The sequence below is a fragment of the Limnospira fusiformis SAG 85.79 genome (genome assembly GCF_012516315.1).
GTDB lineage: Bacteria > Cyanobacteriota > Cyanobacteriia > Cyanobacteriales > Microcoleaceae > Limnospira > Limnospira fusiformis.
This window is the reverse complement of record NZ_CP051185.1, coordinates 4,398,825-4,417,423: the sequence shown is the minus strand read 5'-3', so window position 1 is coordinate 4,417,423 and position 18,599 is coordinate 4,398,825. Positions and strand designations below refer to the sequence as shown.

General features: G+C 43.9%; 18 protein-coding genes and 1 tRNA gene. 7 read left to right on the top strand and 12 right to left on the bottom strand.

Translation table 11 applies throughout. The features are described from left to right. Nucleotides 1–9 precede the first annotated feature (9 nt). The 4 genes from HFV01_RS20700 to HFV01_RS20685 all read right to left on the bottom strand — a co-directional run bounded on the left by HFV01_RS20700 (nucleotide 10) and on the right by HFV01_RS20685 (nucleotide 4,154). Nucleotides 10–886, bottom strand: a protein-coding gene (locus tag HFV01_RS20700) for an IS630-like element ISAtsp1 family transposase (RefSeq protein ID WP_193520351.1) whose coding sequence is annotated in 2 segments (ribosomal slippage) — nucleotides 10–555 and nucleotides 557–886 — 876 coding nt in all. Because the reading frame shifts where the segments join, the coding sequence is not laid out codon by codon here. Between the two features lie 820 nt (nucleotides 887–1,706). After that, complete coding sequence (locus HFV01_RS20695) at nucleotides 1,707–2,783, bottom strand: site-specific integrase (protein ID WP_006621107.1); 1,077 nt, start codon at nucleotides 2,781–2,783, stop codon at nucleotides 1,707–1,709. Nucleotides 2,784–3,353: 570 nt separating this feature from the next. Then, nucleotides 3,354–3,443 (bottom strand) — tRNA-Ser (locus tag HFV01_RS20690). Nucleotides 3,444–3,527: 84 nt separating this feature from the next. Further along, on the bottom strand, nucleotides 3,528–4,154 hold the full coding sequence (locus tag HFV01_RS20685) for a TetR/AcrR family transcriptional regulator (RefSeq protein WP_006669869.1): 627 nt from the start codon (nucleotides 4,152–4,154) through the stop codon (nucleotides 3,528–3,530). 187 nt (nucleotides 4,155–4,341) lie between these two features. Here HFV01_RS20685 and HFV01_RS20680 point away from each other — a divergent pair, with 187 nt between their 5' ends. Continuing rightward, complete coding sequence (locus HFV01_RS20680) at nucleotides 4,342–5,925, top strand: M16 family metallopeptidase (RefSeq protein ID WP_006669868.1); 1,584 nt, start codon at nucleotides 4,342–4,344, stop codon at nucleotides 5,923–5,925. A 19-nt stretch (nucleotides 5,926–5,944) separates the two neighbouring features. Then, a complete protein-coding gene (locus HFV01_RS20675) occupies nucleotides 5,945–7,429 on the top strand; it encodes a M16 family metallopeptidase (RefSeq protein WP_193520350.1) in 1,485 nt (494 codons plus the stop codon). Nucleotides 7,430–7,558: 129 nt separating this feature from the next. On the opposite strand, the gene HFV01_RS20670 is transcribed toward HFV01_RS20675, so the two are convergent. The 3 genes from HFV01_RS20670 to HFV01_RS20660 form a co-directional block, all read right to left on the bottom strand. After that, nucleotides 7,559–8,323 (bottom strand): sulfite exporter TauE/SafE family protein, encoded by a 765-nt coding sequence (locus HFV01_RS20670; RefSeq protein ID WP_006669866.1) that lies wholly within the window; start codon nucleotides 8,321–8,323, stop codon nucleotides 7,559–7,561. 567 nt (nucleotides 8,324–8,890) lie between these two features. Next, nucleotides 8,891–9,589 carry an MBL fold metallo-hydrolase gene (locus HFV01_RS20665; protein ID WP_006621102.1) on the bottom strand — a complete coding sequence of 233 codons (699 nt, stop codon included), beginning with the start codon at nucleotides 9,587–9,589 and terminating at the stop codon, nucleotides 8,891–8,893. 89 nt (nucleotides 9,590–9,678) lie between these two features. Continuing rightward, entirely contained in the window at nucleotides 9,679–10,092 is a 414-nt protein-coding gene (locus HFV01_RS20660; protein WP_006621101.1) for a hypothetical protein, read from the bottom strand. Nucleotides 10,093–10,181: 89 nt separating this feature from the next. On the opposite strand from HFV01_RS20660, the gene HFV01_RS20655 reads away from it, so the two are divergent. The 3 genes from HFV01_RS20655 (at nucleotide 10,182) to HFV01_RS20645 (ending at nucleotide 12,732) form a co-directional block, all read left to right on the top strand. Continuing rightward, complete coding sequence (locus HFV01_RS20655; RefSeq protein WP_006621100.1) at nucleotides 10,182–10,394, top strand: hypothetical protein; 213 nt, start codon at nucleotides 10,182–10,184, stop codon at nucleotides 10,392–10,394. A 165-nt stretch (nucleotides 10,395–10,559) separates the two neighbouring features. Continuing rightward, nucleotides 10,560–11,501 carry a polyamine aminopropyltransferase gene (speE, locus tag HFV01_RS20650; protein ID WP_006621099.1) on the top strand — a complete coding sequence of 314 codons (942 nt, stop codon included), beginning with the start codon at nucleotides 10,560–10,562 and terminating at the stop codon, nucleotides 11,499–11,501. A gap of 163 nt (nucleotides 11,502–11,664) precedes the next feature. After that, nucleotides 11,665–12,732 (top strand): branched-chain amino acid aminotransferase, encoded by a 1,068-nt coding sequence (locus tag HFV01_RS20645; RefSeq protein ID WP_006621098.1) that lies wholly within the window; start codon nucleotides 11,665–11,667, stop codon nucleotides 12,730–12,732. A gap of 88 nt (nucleotides 12,733–12,820) precedes the next feature. Here HFV01_RS20645 and HFV01_RS20640 read toward each other — a convergent pair whose 3' ends face one another. Then, nucleotides 12,821–13,966: a hypothetical protein gene (locus HFV01_RS20640; protein WP_006621097.1), complete on the bottom strand. Its 1,146-nt coding sequence runs from the start codon at nucleotides 13,964–13,966 to the stop codon at nucleotides 12,821–12,823. Nucleotides 13,967–13,989: 23 nt separating this feature from the next. Continuing rightward, entirely contained in the window at nucleotides 13,990–14,853 is an 864-nt protein-coding gene (gene dapF, locus HFV01_RS20635; RefSeq protein WP_006669864.1) for a diaminopimelate epimerase, read from the bottom strand. Between the two features lie 43 nt (nucleotides 14,854–14,896). Between dapF and HFV01_RS20630 the strand changes: the two genes are divergently transcribed. Next, nucleotides 14,897–15,109 carry an Hfq-related RNA-binding protein gene (locus HFV01_RS20630; protein WP_006621095.1) on the top strand — a complete coding sequence of 71 codons (213 nt, stop codon included), beginning with the start codon at nucleotides 14,897–14,899 and terminating at the stop codon, nucleotides 15,107–15,109. 412 nt (nucleotides 15,110–15,521) lie between these two features. Here the strand turns inward: HFV01_RS20630 and HFV01_RS20625 are convergent, their stop codons facing one another. Next, nucleotides 15,522–16,142, bottom strand: coding sequence for a PAS domain-containing protein (locus HFV01_RS20625; protein ID WP_006621094.1), 621 nt, complete (start codon nucleotides 16,140–16,142; stop codon nucleotides 15,522–15,524). A gap of 62 nt (nucleotides 16,143–16,204) precedes the next feature. After that, nucleotides 16,205–17,299: a cache domain-containing protein gene (locus tag HFV01_RS20620; RefSeq protein WP_006621093.1), complete on the bottom strand. Its 1,095-nt coding sequence runs from the start codon at nucleotides 17,297–17,299 to the stop codon at nucleotides 16,205–16,207. Nucleotides 17,300–17,440: 141 nt separating this feature from the next. Here HFV01_RS20620 and HFV01_RS20615 point away from each other — a divergent pair. Beyond that, a protein-coding gene (locus tag HFV01_RS20615; protein ID WP_318285837.1) for an IS630 family transposase occupies nucleotides 17,441–18,317 on the top strand; the annotation gives its coding sequence in 2 pieces (ribosomal slippage) (nucleotides 17,441–18,253 and nucleotides 18,255–18,317; 876 coding nt in all). On the opposite strand, the gene HFV01_RS20610 is transcribed toward HFV01_RS20615, so the two are convergent. After that, nucleotides 18,314–18,571 (bottom strand): hypothetical protein, encoded by a 258-nt coding sequence (locus HFV01_RS20610; RefSeq protein WP_006670900.1) that lies wholly within the window; start codon nucleotides 18,569–18,571, stop codon nucleotides 18,314–18,316. The two genes, HFV01_RS20615 and HFV01_RS20610, sit on opposite strands and share 4 nt — an antisense overlap. Nucleotides 18,572–18,599: the final 28 nt, after the last annotated feature.

The window sequence follows — 18,599 nt, the reverse complement described above, 5'->3', positions numbered from 1 at the left end:
TCAAGGTGGTTAGGACGCAGCTTTGAGAACGGAATCCATGGCATCATGGAGAGAATCAAACTGCTCAATGCAGTGGCGAATACGGGCTTTCAGCCACGACCAACATTTCTCTATCTTGTTGAGGTCTGGCGAATAAGGTGGTAGATAGAGTAAACGGCATTGAGCTGCCTCCACCAGTTCAGCAATCCGTCCCCCTTTATGAAACGTTGCATTGTCCAATACTAGAGTCTGACCTGGCTTCAATGTTGGAATTAAGATGAACTCCAACCACAACTCAAACACTGTCCGATTACAACAACCCTCAAAGCTAAAGGGAGCTAAGAGTTGTTGATGACACCATGCGGCTATCATACTTACCCTGCCCTGCCTCTTCCCTGATTTGAGTGCATGGAAGCGTTTTCCTTCCTCGCAGTAACCATAAGGGTAATCCGAGTCCTGACTATTCATGCCGGCTTCATCGAGGTAGACCACTTCTTGTGGCTCCATCTGTTCAATCTGAGCCATAAACTCCTCTCGCTGTTGCTCATCACGTTCTTGGTAGCCGTAAGTTTTTTTTTCTGGTGAAGCCAATTTTCTTCAAGGCTCTGGATATGGTGCGAGGAGAGATGTCGTCATCCCAAAGTTCAGCCATTTGAGCTGCTGTTTTGTCGCCATGCTCTTGGGCAAAAGCCTTGAATTTTTGCCAGTCGGTAATTTTGTGGTTATTGCCAGGTCGGTGATGAGGTTTAGGGAGGAAGTCTCCGGTCTGTGCTTTTCTTTGCAGCCAGAGATTAATGGTGTTCCTGCTGACATGGAAAACTTGACTGGCTTCTGTTTTGGGCATACCGTCTAGTTCAATGGCATCAATAACTTTTTGTCTGAGGTCGTAACTATAGGGGGCTGGCATTTTTGGTCTTCTTAGTCATCTCGTCCTCTCCATTATACGTCCTAAGTGTTCTGTCTTGTGCTATATGTGGGTATCGATTCCCATCTCGGTAATTGTCACCAGTTGAAAAGTTGTTTAGGGGTATCGGGTTGGAGTCGGTAGATGATAGCCCATAGTTTCCCCTCACCGGAGATTATGAATCAGACCCATAGATAACCGGATAGGCGATCGCTCATAGGTTTACCTATAGGTATAGTCCACGGAAAGGCGGTCTGATATCTTTGTACATTGATTACTTAGAAGGTTCCCCTCTACGGCTACCTACGGCTATCGTGTTGACTTTGAATCATACCCTCCCCCCATAACCGGAACAAGTACTATTGGGGAAGTGACCGATGTGATAGCAGTCAATGGTGACGAACGAACCGATAGGCTTGCCATTGACGGGTATCACAAGGGAGCTACCCTATCACTTGTCGGGTTTAGGGGGTGATATGGGTATTTGACAGATTGATTAAGTTGTGCTTATTGATTAACCCGTCAATAATTAAGATTTGTTGCTAAGGGATATGCACTAATTGTCCCGTGTGCTAAGACTGAATGGAGTGCATTTTGAGTGTGACGGTACGACTATCGGGTTAAGTGAATTCCCGCTATCGCCGTCAGGGTAACGCCATAGAAAAAACGAGCCTGGAGGGATTTGAACCCTTCATAAAGGCTATAACCCCTATTCTACCGTTACTCTAGTGCACTCAAGGGCGATCGCACATTTAGGAGTTAGTGCAAAAAAAACCCCTAGGTATTTAGCCTAGAGGGTATTGTGTTGTGGGTTTATTGGGGATTAATCATCGAGTTGATATATTGCCCTAAGAATTGCCTTAACTTCTGGTAAATCTGGATTGATACCGATATTAATTAAGGCTTGTTTCCCCATATCTAGTGGCAATGGTTGCCTTTGATGTCGTGTCAGGATACCTAACTCTGTAGCCAGGTGGCGGCGTTTTTTGTACTTGCTGTCATTAACTGCAACACTATGACCAAATGAACGCGCTCTGATTTCTTGTGGTATCCCGTTCATTTCTCCTAGTTGGTTACCAAGGTGTTGGAAAGCATAAGTTTGAGTGAATCCCCAATCGTGACGTTCTAACCATTTGCGGTGATTATCGTTAAACTTGCTAGGGTCTTTGGATTCTGTGATAGGTAAGCAGACGTTATGAATTCCTAGGCGGTTAATCAGAGTCTTGTCTTTTGACATTGGGATAGCTAACCGCCAACCTGTCTTGGTGCTACCACCAAAGTAAGTAAACTCACCAATAACCAGCACTAACTCAAGGTTGTTAGGGTCAGATACAGCCGGGAAAGTGATACCGTCAACCGTAATGGCTTTGGTTAAGTTTTGACCTGCCGCAACTTCTGACGGTCTCAACCCGTATAAAGCACACATTGCCGACACCCAGCACCAACCATCACGTGCCTGGTTTTCTGTTGACCGCCCATAATCAGTGTTGCGTTCCTTGTCTAGCAAACTTAACAAGGTATCCAAGTCTATACTTTGGGATTCAGCAAATACTGTTTGAGTAGGGTCAATCTTTTCTAATTTCTCCAGTGCTTTCTTGCGTCCAGCGCGTTCTGCTACCTGTTTTAACCGGTAGTATCTGTCTTTAAAGTCTTTATGTCCTACTGGGTTGTTACCGTCTGGTAGTGGACTATACAGTGCTTCTTTGATACCTTCCCAACTAACGTAAGTATCCCAATCTGTGACTTGATCGAATACCTGGGTGAAGCAACGTCGGAAAGATTTCCGGTCACTAGCCATATCGCGGGAACGTTTTCGCTTGGTGTTACGATGTACCCCATTAAAGTAATCATCCTCCATGTCTTTGAATACTTGACGATAAGTGATTAAGTCGTTTTCCATGGGAACTTTGGACTCATCAAGGATAGTAGCCTTGTACCAGTCCAACCATTCAGATACTGACTGGAATTGTCCATCAAGGGATTTATGGACTAGCCAAGCCTTGTCAACAGCCTTGCGGATACCCTCAGAAGTGAACTGACAATTACATCCCCGTTGTTTACGCCCCCCGTTTCCGGGTCAGTGGTGATGTCTAGTTGGATTGTCCCCCGGTTACGTTTAATCCTGACACCCTTGGGACATTGTTTGCGGGATAGATTAAAAAACTCAAGAATGTCTTGAAAGCCTTGATATGTACCACTGTGTGTACTGTTTATACTTGCACTCATTTGGCACTAACTCCTAAATGTGCGATCGCCATTGAGCGCATTAGAATGGCGGTAGAATAAGGGTTATAGCTTTTATGGAGGGTTCAAATCCCTCCATGCTCGTTTTTTCTATGGCCTTATTGAGAAGGAGCCACAGACAACGGATTAACCCAAATACTTGTCGGTGTGAATGGGTAACTGTTTGCAAACATTAGGTAAGAGACTCATCGCCTTGTTGGTTTTTCCCCACCAGGTTAATTGTGAACGGAGAGGGAGGGATTCGAACCCTCGGAGAGGCTGAACACCCCTCAACAGATTAGCAATCTGCCGCTTTCGACCACTCAGCCACCTCTCCCAGTGACATCATTCTACTATAACTGATTCTCAAAAATAAGTCTAGTCTTGTCGCCAAAAAATTTGCTCGACCTTCCCAGAGATTTTAATGGCCCGTTGATTCTCGGTTAATAATCCCATTGAGAAAAATATCAGTGAGTCCTTCAGCCATTTCCTGCATATCGTTGGGGGAGGCGGCTGGGTCAATAATAGTGCGATAACTGAAGCCAGCTACAGCAAACATCCCCAAAAATACCTGGGCGACGATACGGGGATTCATGGGACGATAAACCCCCTTCTCGATGGCGGTTTGAAAGAAAGCCTCAGCCACGTCTGTCATTTTAGCAATAATTTCTGACTGAATGCGATCGCTCAATTCCGGGTGAAACTGCGCTTCTAGGAAACAAACCCGCAGTAAATCGGCGTTACTATGCAGACCCATCATCCGATGTCGCATAATTTGTGAAATCCCTTGATAATTAGCGACTTCACTCAATTCTGTGAGTAAATCCGTCAAAATCTCCACCCATCCCTGAGTCACGACCTCGACCAAAATCGCCTTTTTATTAGGAAAGTAGCGAAATATAGTCCCCTCCGCCACTCCCACCTTAGCAGCCAAGTCCTTGATAGTAGTTGCTTCATAGCCACGTCGCGCAAAAAGTTTAGTCGCCGCTTTCAGGATACGAGTAGGTATGTCAACTTCTCGGGGTGGAGATTGATTAAAGATGTTCATAAATAAATTGAAGCTGTGGGGGAGATAATTATCAAAACCCTGAGTTGATGGTATGATAGGCAATTCGCCAGAGTCAAGAGTGGATGAGACATTGTAGTTCACGAATAGTATTTTTCATGGATAGCAGTTGACGGGGGAGTATGTCAATATAGAAACTATGATCTAAACCAGAAACTCAAAAATCTTTATGAATCTAAGTTGGTTCGTGACTTCACATAACCACCATCAAAAACGATTACCCCCTTGGCTAAAACAATTTCTGCTGTTGCTGTTAGCAATTGTCCTGGGGGTGACTACTTTTGGACAGCCAACCCAAGCTGATGAACTTCCCAGCAATTCGCCATCTATCCAACCTTACTTAGATCGAGTTATCGATAAAGTGAGTGAATTTCGCCTGGATAATGGGATGAAATTTATAGTCTTACAAAGAAATCAAGCGCCAGTGGTTTCTTTTTTAATTCATGCAGATGTTGGGGGTGTTGATGAACCGGAAGGACAAACGGGGGTAGCCCATTATTTAGAACATCTGGCTTTTAAGGGGACTAAACGGATTGGGACGAGTAATTATGCGGCGGAAAAACCGCTTTTAGATAAACTAGATCAACTATTTGACCGTATCCTGGTCGCCCAAAATCAGGGTAATACAGAGGAAGTAGCTAAACTGACGGCGGAATTTGTGAAGGTGGAAAAACAAGCGTCTGAGTATGTTAACCAAAATGAATTTGGGCGGATTGTTGAACAGTCGGGGGGAGTGGGAATGAATGCTACGACTTCTGCTGATGAAACGAGATATTTCTACAGTCTACCATCGAATAAGTTAGAATTGTGGATGTCTCTGGAATCGGAGAGATTTTTAGAACCTGTATTCCGAGAATTCTTTAAGGAAAAAGAGGTAATTCTTGAAGAAAGAAGACTGCGGACTGATAATTCTCCGGTGGGTCAAATGGTGGAGGCTTTCGCTGAAACGGCGTTTCAAGTACACCCCTATCGTCGTCCGGTGATTGGTTATTTAGAGGATTTGCAAAGGATGACCCGCCCAAATGTTCAGGATTTCTTTGATACCTATTATGTACCGAGTAATTTGACTGTAGCGGTGGTGGGAGATGTAGAGCCATTACAGGTTAAAAAACTGGCGGAAATCTACTTTGGTCGCTATCCATCTCGACCTCATCCCCCACAACTTGATGTGAAGGAACCGCCACAACTTGAAACTCGCGAAATCACTAAATATCTACGTTCTCAACCTTGGTATTTAGAAGGGTATCATCGCCCGGCTATCAGTGACCCAGACCATGTGGTTATAGATGCGATCGCCAGTATTCTTAGCAGTGGTCGCACTTCCCGGTTATATCAATCTTTGGTAGAACAAAAACAGGTAGCCCTCGCCGCCCAAGGAATTAGCAGTTATCCGGGAAATAAACATGAGAATTTGATGTTGTTTTATGCGTTAACTTCCCCTAATCATACGGTGGATGATGTGGCGGCGGCTTTACAAGTGGAAATAGACCGCCTCAAAAATGAACTGGTTTCTCCCCGGGAATTAGAAAGGGTAAAAACTCAGGCGCGGGCGAGTTTATTGCGATCGCTTGATTCTAATATGGGGATGGCTTTTGCTTTAGTTAACTATGAGGTGAAAACAGGATCTTGGCGGAACCTATTTGAAACTTTGGATGCTATTTCGGCTATCACTCCCCAAGATATTCAAAGGGTCGCCCAGGCTACTTTCCGCCCGGAAAATCGCACGGTGGGTCGTCTTTTATCGCAAAATTAATGTACCACTTCCTAATAATATGCAATTGACAACCTCTATGAAATTGAAAAAATCCAGGTTATTACTAATGGCGATCGCCTGTCTAACCCTGGTCATGACAGTGGTTTGGCATTCCCCCGCAGTCGCCGGAGTTCCCAAACATTATCGGGAACTAGAATTCCCTCCCCTCCGCACTTTGGCACTTCCCGAATACAGTCGCTATGAACTTGACAATGGCATTGTTATTTATTTAATGGAAGACCGGGAACTTCCTTTAGTTAGGGGAAGTGCTATCTTTAAAACTGGCAGCCGTTTTGAACCTAATAATAAGGTAGGATTAGCTAGTTTAACGGGGAGTTTAATGCGCGCTGGGGGAACCAAAAAACATCCCCCCCAAGTGTTAAATGAAATCCTGGAATACAAAGCCGCATCGGTAGAAACGGGAATTAGTGACACTATGGGAAATGCGGGTTTTAGTGCATTAAGTGAAGACCTGGATGCGGTATTTAGTTTATTTGCAGAAGTGATTAGGGAACCAGCTTTTGATTCTCAACAATTAGCGTTAGCGAAAAATCAAATGCGAGGGGCGATCGCTCGTCGAAATGATGACCCTCAACGCATAGCTAGTCGGGAATTTCAAAAGCTAATTTATGGGGAGACAAGTCCCTACGCTCGCAGTGTCGAATATGAACATTTAGCACAGATTTCTAGGTCAGATTTATTCAAGTTTCATCAACAGTATTTTCACCCCAAAAATATGATATTGGGGATTGTAGGAGATTTTGATTCAGCGGAAATGCGATCGCTAATTGCTGAAAAGTTCGGAGATTGGAAATCTGGCGATCAAGCTATAAATCCTCCCCTTCCTGATGTGAATCAGGTTAATATGGGTGGGGTATTTATGATTGACCAACCCCAACTCACTCAAAGTTATGTGCAGATGGGACATTTAGGCGGTAAGGCTAATAATCCTGATTACCCGGCGCTAATGGTTCTTAATGGTGTGATGAATGGCTTTGGTGGTAGGCTATTTAATGAAGTGCGATCGCGTCAAGGTTTAGCCTATTCTGTGTATGGGGTATGGAGTCCTAATTTTGATTATCCCGGCTTATTTATTTCTGGGGGTCAAACTCGTTCAGATACGACTGTTCCATTAATTCAGGCGATGAAATCGGAAATTAAGCGCATACGCACCCAACCCATTACCGCCGACGAATTAAACTACGCCAAGGAATCAACCCTTAATTCTTTTGTGTTTAATTTCGCTTCCGGCGACCAAACCCTTTCCCGTTTGATGCGTTATGAATACTTCGGTTATCCCGCCGATTTTATCTTCAACTACCGTCGTCAAGTTGAGGAGACCACCATTGAGGATGTTCAGAGGGTGGCGGCTGAGTATCTCCAACCGGAAAAGCTGGTGATTTTAGTGGTGGGTAATCAAAAGAGTATTAATCCCCCCCTTAATAGCTTGAATGAGGATGTCAAAGTTACCTCGATTGATATTACTATCCCCAATCAAACCTAGGTATTTTGAAGGCATGATAATTCCTCATTGATAAAAATCTCCCTCTCTCTCTGGGAGAGGGTCATCACCCCCCCCTACCAAATGCTGAACTATGGATGGCATAATTTAACTGGGTGGGGTTCAATGCTATTAATGTTGCAGTAAAACGACGGTCGCAATTCCTAACACAAAGAAACCAAAGAATTTTTGTAGTCGTTTCCCGTCAATAAACTGATTCAAATAAGCGCCGCCGAGAGTCCCTAAACTAGCAGCTATGGTCATGGAAAAGGTGAGAGACCAATTGATGGGAACCTGTCCTAAATAGCCGATAATGCCAGCAATAGAGTTAAATGTGATAATTAATAAGGAAGTGCCGATCGCCTCTTTAATCGGAATTCCCCCCAGCAATACCAATACTGGTACGATCGCAAATCCACCCCCAACCCCGACAAATCCGGTAATTACACCTACGCCTAATCCCCCCAGGGGAATCAACCACCAGCGAGAATTGTCTTTACCCACAGACGGACTGACCGCCTTGGGGACATGATTACTGCGGGAAATCATCAATATACTAGCCAGTAAGGCGATCGCCCCAAAACTGACCATTTGAATGGTATCGGTAATCCCAGGAAAAGATGCTAAACGAGCGCCAAAATAAGCCCCTACCATGGCTGTTGGGGTAAAAACTGCAAAAGTCTTAAAATTCACGTTTCCACGCCGCCAATGGGGTAACATCCCCAGCAAACTGACTGAACCGACAATGGCTAGACTCATGGCGATCGCTTCTCTAGTCCCTATTCCCATAATATAAACGAGAACCGGAACGGCTAGAATTGACCCTCCGCCCCCAATTAAACCCAGACTCAAACCAATACAAATAGCGAGGAGATGTCCGACAATCAAAATAATCATTAATCTATGAGAAAATAGGGAATATCAAAAAAACATTTGGGGCGGGTTACGCAATTAATAATTAATAATTAATAATTAATAATTAATAATTATCGGCGCGGGCTCTGTAGGGGCGGGTTCTACAGTCAGCTTTAATGTATCACCAGAAAGATAGATAAACCCGCCCTTTCTGACCAGTCAGCTTTGGTGTGTCACCAGAAACATGGATAAACCCGCCCTTTCTTTCTGACCAGTCGGCTTTAATGTATCACCAGAAAGATAGATAAACCCGCCCTTTCTTTCTGACCAGTCAGCTTTGGTGTATTACCAGAAAAATAGATAAACCCGCCCTTTCTGACCAGTCGGCTTTGGTGTATTACCAGAAAGATAGATAAACCCGCCCTTTCTGACCAGTCAGCTTTGGTGTATCACCAGAAAGATAGATAAACCCGCCCTTTCTTTCTGACCAGTCGGCTTTGGTCTATCACTAGAAACCCAGAAAGATAGATAAACCCGCCCTTTCTGACCAGTCGGCTTTGGTGTGTTACTAGAAAGATAGATAAACCCGTCCAGATTTTGCTTAAAGACTTAGGAAAGACTGGGAACTTTTCCGCAGCGTTCATTAGCAGGAACCGCAGCCATAATTTTTTTGGGGTCGGGAAGATTGAGACTATTCATTAATTCAATAAAACTCTGGCGGCTTTTTCCGGCTAAACGGGGGTTGTAAAGTTTTTCTTCTTGAATAGTGGAAACTGTATGACCTCGATAGTCATGACCAGGATAAACTAGAGTATTTTCGGGAAGTGTAAAGAGTTTTTGAACAATGCAATCATAAAGTTGTCCGGGGTCGCCACTTTGGAAATCAGTACGTCCACAACCTCGGATTAATAGGGAATCTCCGGTTAAAATACGATCGCCATTTACCAAATAAGTGATATGGCTGTCAGTGTGTCCGGGAGTAGCGATCGCCTCAATTTTAATCTCCCCTAATTCTAAGACTTCTCCATCACCAATGTAGCGATCGGCACAGGCTGCATTAGCCTTTTGGGGTACAATTCCCAGACATTCGGTAAGCTGGCGTAGTTTCCCCGTCCCGGTAATATGGTCAGCGTGAATATGGGTTTCTAAACAATAGCGTAACTTTAATTCCAATTCTTCCAGCAATTTCAGATCGCGATCGACTTGTTCAAGAACCGGATCGACTAAGGCTGCTTCCTTGGTGACAGTATCAGCAATTAGATAGGTATAAGTGCTGGTTTCCGGGTCGAATAGCTGACGAAATAGCATTGATTCTCCTTTAGCCGTTGCATTTAGATATTATGTGAATACTTAACTAGATAGTAAAATATTAAATGCTAAACGTCAATGGGTGGGGGTTAACGAAAGTAAGGTCTTCCTTTCCAGAAAACGCCGACGAGAACGCCAATAAAGGAAAATCGTGATAAAGTGATCACGATGTCAGGTATGGGAAGTAAGGATTTAATCCATAAACCCAGAAGTAGACAGGCAAGCAAAGCCCAGAGACTGCCGGAATTAAGGATCATATCTTGGTCCCAAAGTTCCAAGAGATAAACAGCCAAAGCGCCGATACCGATCGCCGACAGGATAAACATAATTATGCCCAAGGGTGGGGAATACAAGAAGGCGATCGCCTGAGAGAAACTAGCCGAATAGGTTAAACCCAGAGTCAACAGCAACTCAACCGCCGCCACTATAGCCACTGTGACCCCGGCGCTTTGAAGTAGCCACCGCCAGGGTAAAGATTTCAATTGGTATATTAAACGATTCATGGTCTGATGTCCTATATGAGTAGCCGACAATCTGACTGCTATACTACAATTTTTGGCAGGTTGTCGAATTTGAGAGAGAGGAAACTATTGTGGAAACTACCATCAATTGTGCAGAAGCCTGTAAAAATGGTTGTATTCTGGGTGATAAATGCCCCCACCGGGAATATGTGAGTTCTGCATCGAGTTTTATTGAAAATACATCTTTAGATCAAATGCTAGATATCGCAGAAGAAGCCGTCCGCAAAAAACGCACAGCACCACCTCAATGGGTAATCCCAGACTTTCCTGATAGTCAATCATAAGTTAACTCAGGCTAGAGTCGAGCAGGAATATTGCCACGGAAAACATAAATATATATCTGTCTTGTGTTTTCTTAGTGGTTGATTAGGGGGATGACATCAAAGCGATCACTATGCGGATTTGGGATATAATCCCTTTTGGTCAAATCACACCCGGGAGGATATTTTATGGCTGGCAGTGAAGTTCAGGCTGATTTTTGGATGACAGAGTACATCACACCTTGGGATATTTATGCTCACGGGGTGATCGATGTTCTGGCCCATAAAAAAACCCCCTATCAGGAAATGTACATAGTTGAAACTGGGGCTTATGGCAAAGCCCTAGTCCTGGACGGTAAATGGCAGTCTTGCACCGGGGATGAGTTTCTGTATCATGAACCCCTAGTCCATCCGGGGATGGTCATTCAAGGTAAACCAGAGAAGGTTTTAGTCTTAGGTGGCGGCGAGGGAGCGACTATCCGGGAAGTGTTGCGCTGGAAAACTGTTGATCGGGTGGTAATGGTTGATATTGATGGGGATGTAGTGGAGGCGTGCCGCGAATATCTGCCAGAAATGCACCAGAATGCTTTTGAAGACCCCCGGACGGAATTAGTGGTTGGGGATGCGTTGGAGTTTCTCGATACCACCGACCAAAAATGGGATGTGATTATTTCTGATCTATCAGACCCCATTGAGGAAGGACCCTCATTTAAACTGTTTACGAAGGAGTATTTTGAGAATATCCAGCGCGTCCTAGCTGATGATGGGATATTTGTAATTCAAGCTGGCCCGGTGGCTCCCGGAAATTTAAATCTTCACGTTCGCATTGTCAATACAGTTAACGCTGTGTTTCCCCATGTTCAATCCTATACTAGCTTTATCCCCACCTATGGGGCTCCTTGGGGATTTGCGATCGCCTCGCAACACCCCATTGATCCCTATCCTCAACCGGAGAAAACAGATGAAATCCTCCAACAGCATACTGTAGGCGGTATGCGGATGTTTGACGGTACTACCCTGTTAGGACTATTTCAACTTCCCCGACATCTACGAGAGGCGATCGCCGCCGAAACTGAAGTCTACACACTTTCGGAACCTCCTAAATTCTTTGGCAAAGGCAAGTTAAGTTAGCCTAAAGAATTTTTAATTGAGGCGATAAATTCCCAGATTTTCTAGTCAAGGGAACAGTTAAGCAGCCTAGTTAATCAGATAATTACTAACTAGCGGCTATCTACTGTTCCCCCCCCTCAAAAAATCCATCATTTCAATCTTTTGCCACCTACGAAAAATTATCATGAACAATCCGCATCTGCACTTACGAATTGAGACTACCAAAAAATCCCGTATTAAAGAACTAGATACCGAACCGATACCCTTCGGCAAAATCTTCAGTGATCATATGTTGGTGGCTAACTATAGCCAGGGGAATTGGCAGGATGTTCAAATTATCCCTTATGGTCCGATAGACCTATCACCCGCTACGTCTGCTCTCCACTACGGACAGGCGATTTTTGAAGGTATGAAAGCCTATAAAAACTCCAATGGTGAGCCACTATTATTCCGACCGGATGCCAACCATCAACGGATTAATCAATCCGCCGAAAGGTTATGTATGCCAGCTATTCCCGAATCCATTTTTATTGATGGATTGAAAGAGTTAATTAAGTTAGATGATGATTGGATTCCTAATAAAAATGGCAGCGTTTTATATATTAGACCCATTTACTTTGCTGTTGATGAATCGGTCGGATTAAAACCCTCAGATTCCTATAAATTTATCATTATCTCCTGTCCGGTAGGCGCTTATTATTCTCATCCAGTTAAATTGATTGTCACGGAAAAATATGTGAGAGCATTTGAAGGGGGAACCGGTGCGGCTAAGGTAGCCGGAAACTACGCCGCCAGCCTTATAGCAGACCGAGAAGCTAAAGAGAAAGGCTATGATAATGTAATTTGGCTCGATGGTATTCATCGCCGATATATCGAAGAATGTGGCACGATGAACCTAGCATTTGTGATTGATGGAGTAGTTGTCACCCCGAAATTAACCGGAACTATTTTAGCTGGAATTACCCGCGATAGTGTGTTAACCTTATGTCGTGATTGGGGCATTCCGGTAGAAGAAAGGGCGATCGCCATTGATGAAATAGTCCAAGCCTACCATCAAGGAACTCTCACGGAAGCCTTTGGTATGGGAACAGCAGCAACTATCGCCCATATTTCCACCATTGGATATCAGGGAGAAGACATGATTTTACCTCCGGTAAGCGATCGCAAAGTAGCCAATCAAGTTTTCCAGAAACTCGAAGAAATAAAAACCGGGAGAACAGAAGATATCCACAATTGGATATGTAGACCATAGTAGTGGGTGCTTTTTCCCCGTAATTGCCGGCTAATTGCCCGTTGGTTGTTACCTAACGGGCTTCTTTAGTGATTATCCGAAAAAGATATCAGGCTTTCTTAATTTCCTTAATGACCCAATCAAAAGTTTCCATAACCTGTTGTAGCGCCGTTTCATCCTGGAGAGTAGACAGACGCAAAGTTAGCGATCGATACTCAGTCGGTTCTACCGGGAGAGATAAACCAATAGAACTAAACTTATTGCGAAGTTCCCCCCATTTTTCCTGACAATCAAAAGGAGGTTGAGAGGCATATTTATTAGAGGAAATTTCCAAACGACCCGAAATATCCACACTAAATAACTTATGGGGTTTTTGACCCTTTTGGTGAAACCAAGCCGTAAACCCGCCATAGATATCCCCGGTTCCCCATTGAATATCAATTTTCGGCTGTTGTTGTTTCGCCCAAGCGTGAATTTTCTGGGCTAGTTGTGCTTCATCATTTCCCCGGCGGATATTTAATTCCTCAAAAAAAGACACCTCATCCCAGCGTCTGCGTTCCCCAGTAGCGCTAGATTTTTTCTGTTGTGCTTCCGCCGTTTGACCAATTACGCGAGGTACTAAAGTCCTTAAACCGTCCTGACTGACATATTGCTTAATTTCCACCGCCCAGACTTCCCCCGGATCAGTTTGCTTATTGAGAAACTCCACCACCCGACGCAAAGAGGGGGAGATTTCATCAGCCACAAAAACCAGGCGAATTTTACCAGCCTGTACATTAGTTTTCACTTTTTGCCAAAAACGCTCTTCTTTAGCATCAGGTCCAAGAAACTCCTCAAAAACCTGTTCTGGATCGCGACCCTGTTCGCGACAGTTAGCCTCAAATTGAGCAATAGTCGATTCAATGGGCCAGTAAAAACTAACATGGGCCGCATAATCCAACATAAGTCCGATCGCCTTTTGGCGCATTTCCGTATTACGGATACGGCGAATATCGACCAAAGTAGGGATAGCATCTTGATCGATAAACAAATGATCCAAAGACCAGCGACCGCCGCTTTCTTCTTCCGGGGGAACCATAGCATCCCTGGAAATCAATAGCCACCGTCTAGGGGTGGCGCGATCGATCTCATCCCCAGCCAGTAAATTCGGATAAGATTCGAGGAGATCCTGAAGTTGGTCTTCAGAATCATAGTCTTGTTCCATCATTTCCACAAGCTGATCATCATCCTGAATGAGATAAATGCCTCCACCCATAGCAATGTCCTTGGTTTACCTAATTATTGATTATTGTTGATTGGAAAGGTTAACTGACCTTGGAAAACTGCTTGCGCTGGTCCAGTCATGTATAACCGTTGGTCTGTAGCTGACCATTCAATTTGTAGACAACCCCCTGGAAGTTCTACAGTTACTTGGCGATCGCATCTTTGGGTCAACACTCCCGCCACCACAGAAGCACAAGCCCCGGTTCCACAGGCTAAAGTTATACCAGCGCCCCTTTCCCAAACCCGCATTTTGACATAATCTGGTCGCACTACTTCAATAAATTCTGTATTGGTTCGTTCAGGAAAAGCGGGATGATGTTCAAACAACGGTCCAATCTCCGTTAATGGAACACTAGCTACATCATCTACAAAGGTGATGCAGTGGGGGTTTCCCATACTGACGCAGGTAACAGACAGAACCTGTCCTGCTACCTCTAGGGGAACATCGATCACCTTGAGGTTATTTTCAGATAGGGTAGTGGGAATTTCCGCAGCCAGTAGCCGTGGTAATCCCATATCTACTTTAACCTGACCATCGGTTAAAAGTTCGGGACAGATGACCCCGGCGGCGGTATTAATTTTATAAGCGATCGCCGTCCCAGTTTTTCCTTCCAACTCAGTGATAAACTTAGCCAGACAGCGAATTCCATTCCCGCACATTTCCGGTTCTGACCCATCAGAGTTAAATATTCTCATGGTGTAGTCACTAGCCCCGTCACCGGGAAGCGCAAAGATTACCCCATCAGCACCAATACCAAAATGGCGATCGCACATTTGCACAGCTTGTCTCTGTGTACAAATCGGCTCCGACTGATGACGGTTATCAATCAGAATAAAATCATTGCCCAAACCGTGATACTTTGTAAACTCAATTGCCATCACTGATATCTCAATCTCCTGCTTTAGTAATAACTAATCGATTATGCCTGAGTTTAATACCGATTTACCAAGCATCCGCAAGTTACAAACCTACATCAAGGATAAACCCACTGTTGAGATTCAATTACTCACCAAAGATCTGCTAGAGGGCAAAATCATCTGGCAAGATCCTAACTGTATCTGTTTACAGCCCCCACAGGGGGAACCGATTTTGATCTGGCGAGAGGCGATCGCTTACATACAAGCCAAATCTTGACCCCTCTCCCCAGAGGGCGGGTTTATTAATGGCGAGGTACTAGCAGAACCCGCTCCGACAATTAATAATTAATAATTAATAATTAATAATTAATGACCGGGTGGGGCGGGGCGGGTTGATTAATATCGTCCTGGGTAGGCGAGATACTCGCAGAACCCGCTCCGACAATTAATAATTAATAATTAATAATTAATAATTAATGACCGGGTGGGGCGGGGCGGGTTGATTAATATCGTCCTGGGTAGGTGAGGTAATAGCAGAACCCGCTCCGACAATTAATAATTAATAATTAATAATTAATAATTAATAATTAATGACCGGGTGGGGCGGGGCGGGTTGATTAATATCGTCCTGGGGAATTGAGAATTGACAGCATAACTCGCCCCTACAGTTAATAATTATCAATTTTTTGTCAACTCCAGAATTCATCCAGGTTAACGTTAGATATTTCCTGCTGAACTTCCTGGAAATAACTACTCTCAGTTAAACTAGCCACTTCTTTCTGACGTTTTTTGTGATCAATTTCAATTTGCAACTCTTGCAATTGTCGCTTGAGTTCCTCCTCCTTGCGCTTCCGTTCAGTAATATCTTGAACAATGCCTTCGTAATACAACACATTGCCATTGTTATCATTCACAACACGCGCATCAATTTGAATCCAGATAATACTACCATCCTTGCAGTAACAACGATATTCAAAATCTTTGACTGAATTTTGTTTAGATAACAAATATCTAAACTCGGTTCTTTTTTCCTGGTCTACATAAAGCTGCTCACTAATGTTGGTAATACTTGCCATCATTTCTTCAGGAGAATCATAGCCATAAATTTTGGCTAAAGCAGGATTAGCATTAATAAATTTTCCTTGAGGGGACGATTGAAAAATCCCTTCTAAAGCATTTTCAAAAATGCTGCGGTAGTTTTCCTCAGCAATACGCAAGGCTTCTTCTGCTTGTTTACGATCGGTAATATCTCGCACGATAATCAAAACTTCATCTTCTGACAAAACCATAATTTGCACCTCTTTATTCACAGACTTATTATCCTGGATAATTTGATTCTTGTAAATTAGTAATTATTCGTTTTTAATACTTGTTAAATATTCTTAATTAATTGTTTATTATTATCGAGTAAATACTCCTGAATAGTGATTGCCTTTGGCAATCGATTAGAGGTTAAAAATTGGTCGCCACTACTATCTACTCCCTCCAGCCGATCACTACCCACCACATCAAGATAACTACCATCCCCCTTAGCGCGAATCATTAAATCTGGAATAGTATTAACAATGGCGCGATTAGTCGCTTCACTTTGGCGGAGGGCAGAAAATGATTGTTTCAGTTGTTGTGCCATACTATTAAAAGACTTCGCCAAGCGATCGATTTCAATAATTGGGCTAGGTTTTACCTGTTGATCTAGTTCACCTTGCGCTAATTCATCAGCCGCATGGGAAACGCGCAAAATCGGTCGAGTCACCCAGCGAGAGGTGAAAATTCCGACAGCGATCGCTATTATTAACGCCCCGAAACTTAACCCAATAGACTTTTGACGACTGGCATTAATTTCGCTCATAAAATCCGATTCCGGAATGGTTACAACTACTAACCAATCCAAATTTCCATCTCGAAATGGCACAACTTGAACATATTGTCGCTCACCCTGCCACTGAAAATCTAATTTTTCAACAGTTTGAATATTGCTGAGATCATTAAAGCGATCGCTCAGGTAATTAGCCGTAGAGCGCACTGCGTCATTTTCACTGGCGATCGCCAACAATCGTTCACGATCATCTCCAACAATTTTAAAAGTAGGTTCTCCCGTAGAAGTAGCCACCAATTTACCGGAACGCTCCATAATAAAAGCCGTCCCAGTTTTACCAATCTCCAAATTTCGCAAAAACCAACTCACTTCTTGGGGTAAAAAAAAGTCAGTTGCACAAACCCCGATCAGAGAACTATCGGTTAAACTATAAACTGGGAGACTTGCTGTTATGGTAGGTAATAGGGTGGAGAAAGAAAGATAAATCTCACTCCACACAGCCTTACCTTCAGCCTGAGCGGCTTTATACCAAGGTCTTTGGCGTGGATCATAAGGTTGTTCAAGAGTGCCAATTTGTTCAGTCCGATTTCCTTGTTCATCAAAAGCAAAATCCTGGCGCATAAAGTCAGTCCAGAAATTGCTATACACCATAATTACATGGGAACGGTCTTCTTAGTCAAGTCTACCTACCCCAAAAAAACTACCATCTTCGTCACCACAATAGACATATAGCACAAGACAGAACACTTAGGACGTATAATGGAGAGGACGAGATGACTAAGAAGACCAAAAATGCCAGCCCCCTATAGTTACGACCTCAGACAAAAAGTTATTGATGCCATTGAACTAAACGGTATGCCCAAAACAGAAGCCAGTCAAGTTTTCCATGTCAGCAGGAACACCATTAATCTCTGGCTGCAAAGAAAAGCACAGACCGGAGACTTCCTCCCTAAACCTCATCACCGACCTGGCAATAACCACAAAATTACCGACTGGCAGAAATTCAAGGCTTTTGCCCAAGAGCATGGCGACAAAACAGCAGCTCAAATGGCTGAACTTTGGGATGACGACATCTCTCCTCGCACCATATCCAGAGCCTTGAAGAAAATTGGCTTCACCAGAAAAAAAACTTACGGCTACCAAGAACGTTGGAAGCAACAGCGAGAGGAGCTTATGGCTCAGATTGAACAGATGGAGCCGGAAGAAGTGGTCTACCTCGATGAAGCCGGCATGAATAGTCAGGACTCGGATTACCCTTATGGTTACTGCGAGGAAGGAAAACGCTTCCATGCACTCAAATCAGGGAAGAGGCAGGGCAGGGTAAGTATGATAGCCGCATGGTGTCATCAACAACTCTTAGCTCCCTTTAGCTTTGAGGGTTGTTGTAATCGGACAGTGTTTGAGTTGTGGTTGGAGTTCATCTTAATTCCAACATTGAAGCCAGGTCAGACTCTAGTATTGGACAATGCAACGTTTCATAAAGGGGGACGGATTGCTGAACTGGTGGAGGCAGCTCAATGCCGTTTACTCTATCTTCCGCCTTATTCGCCAGACCTCAACAAGATAGAGAAATGTTGGTCGTGGCTGAAAGCCCGTATTCGCCACTGCACGTGAGCAGTTTGATTCTCTCCATGATGCCATGGATTCCGTTCTCAAAGTTACGTCCTAACCACCTTGACTAATGCTATAACTAAAACTAGGATAAATCTGCATCTTCTGCCAGAATTTGTGTTCCCCAAAGGTGTTACTGACATTTAGATAACCATGGGCAAAATCATTAGTATTGAAACGATTAATAGTTTTGGGAATCTCCGTATAGGAGGATAACTTTTCGGTAATCCGATTGGTCAGTTCACTGCGTAATTGGGTAGCTACATTATTCACAGCTTGTTGTCCACTGCTATAACCAATCCATCCTACCAAACCAACCCCTCCCACAATTGGCAAAAGA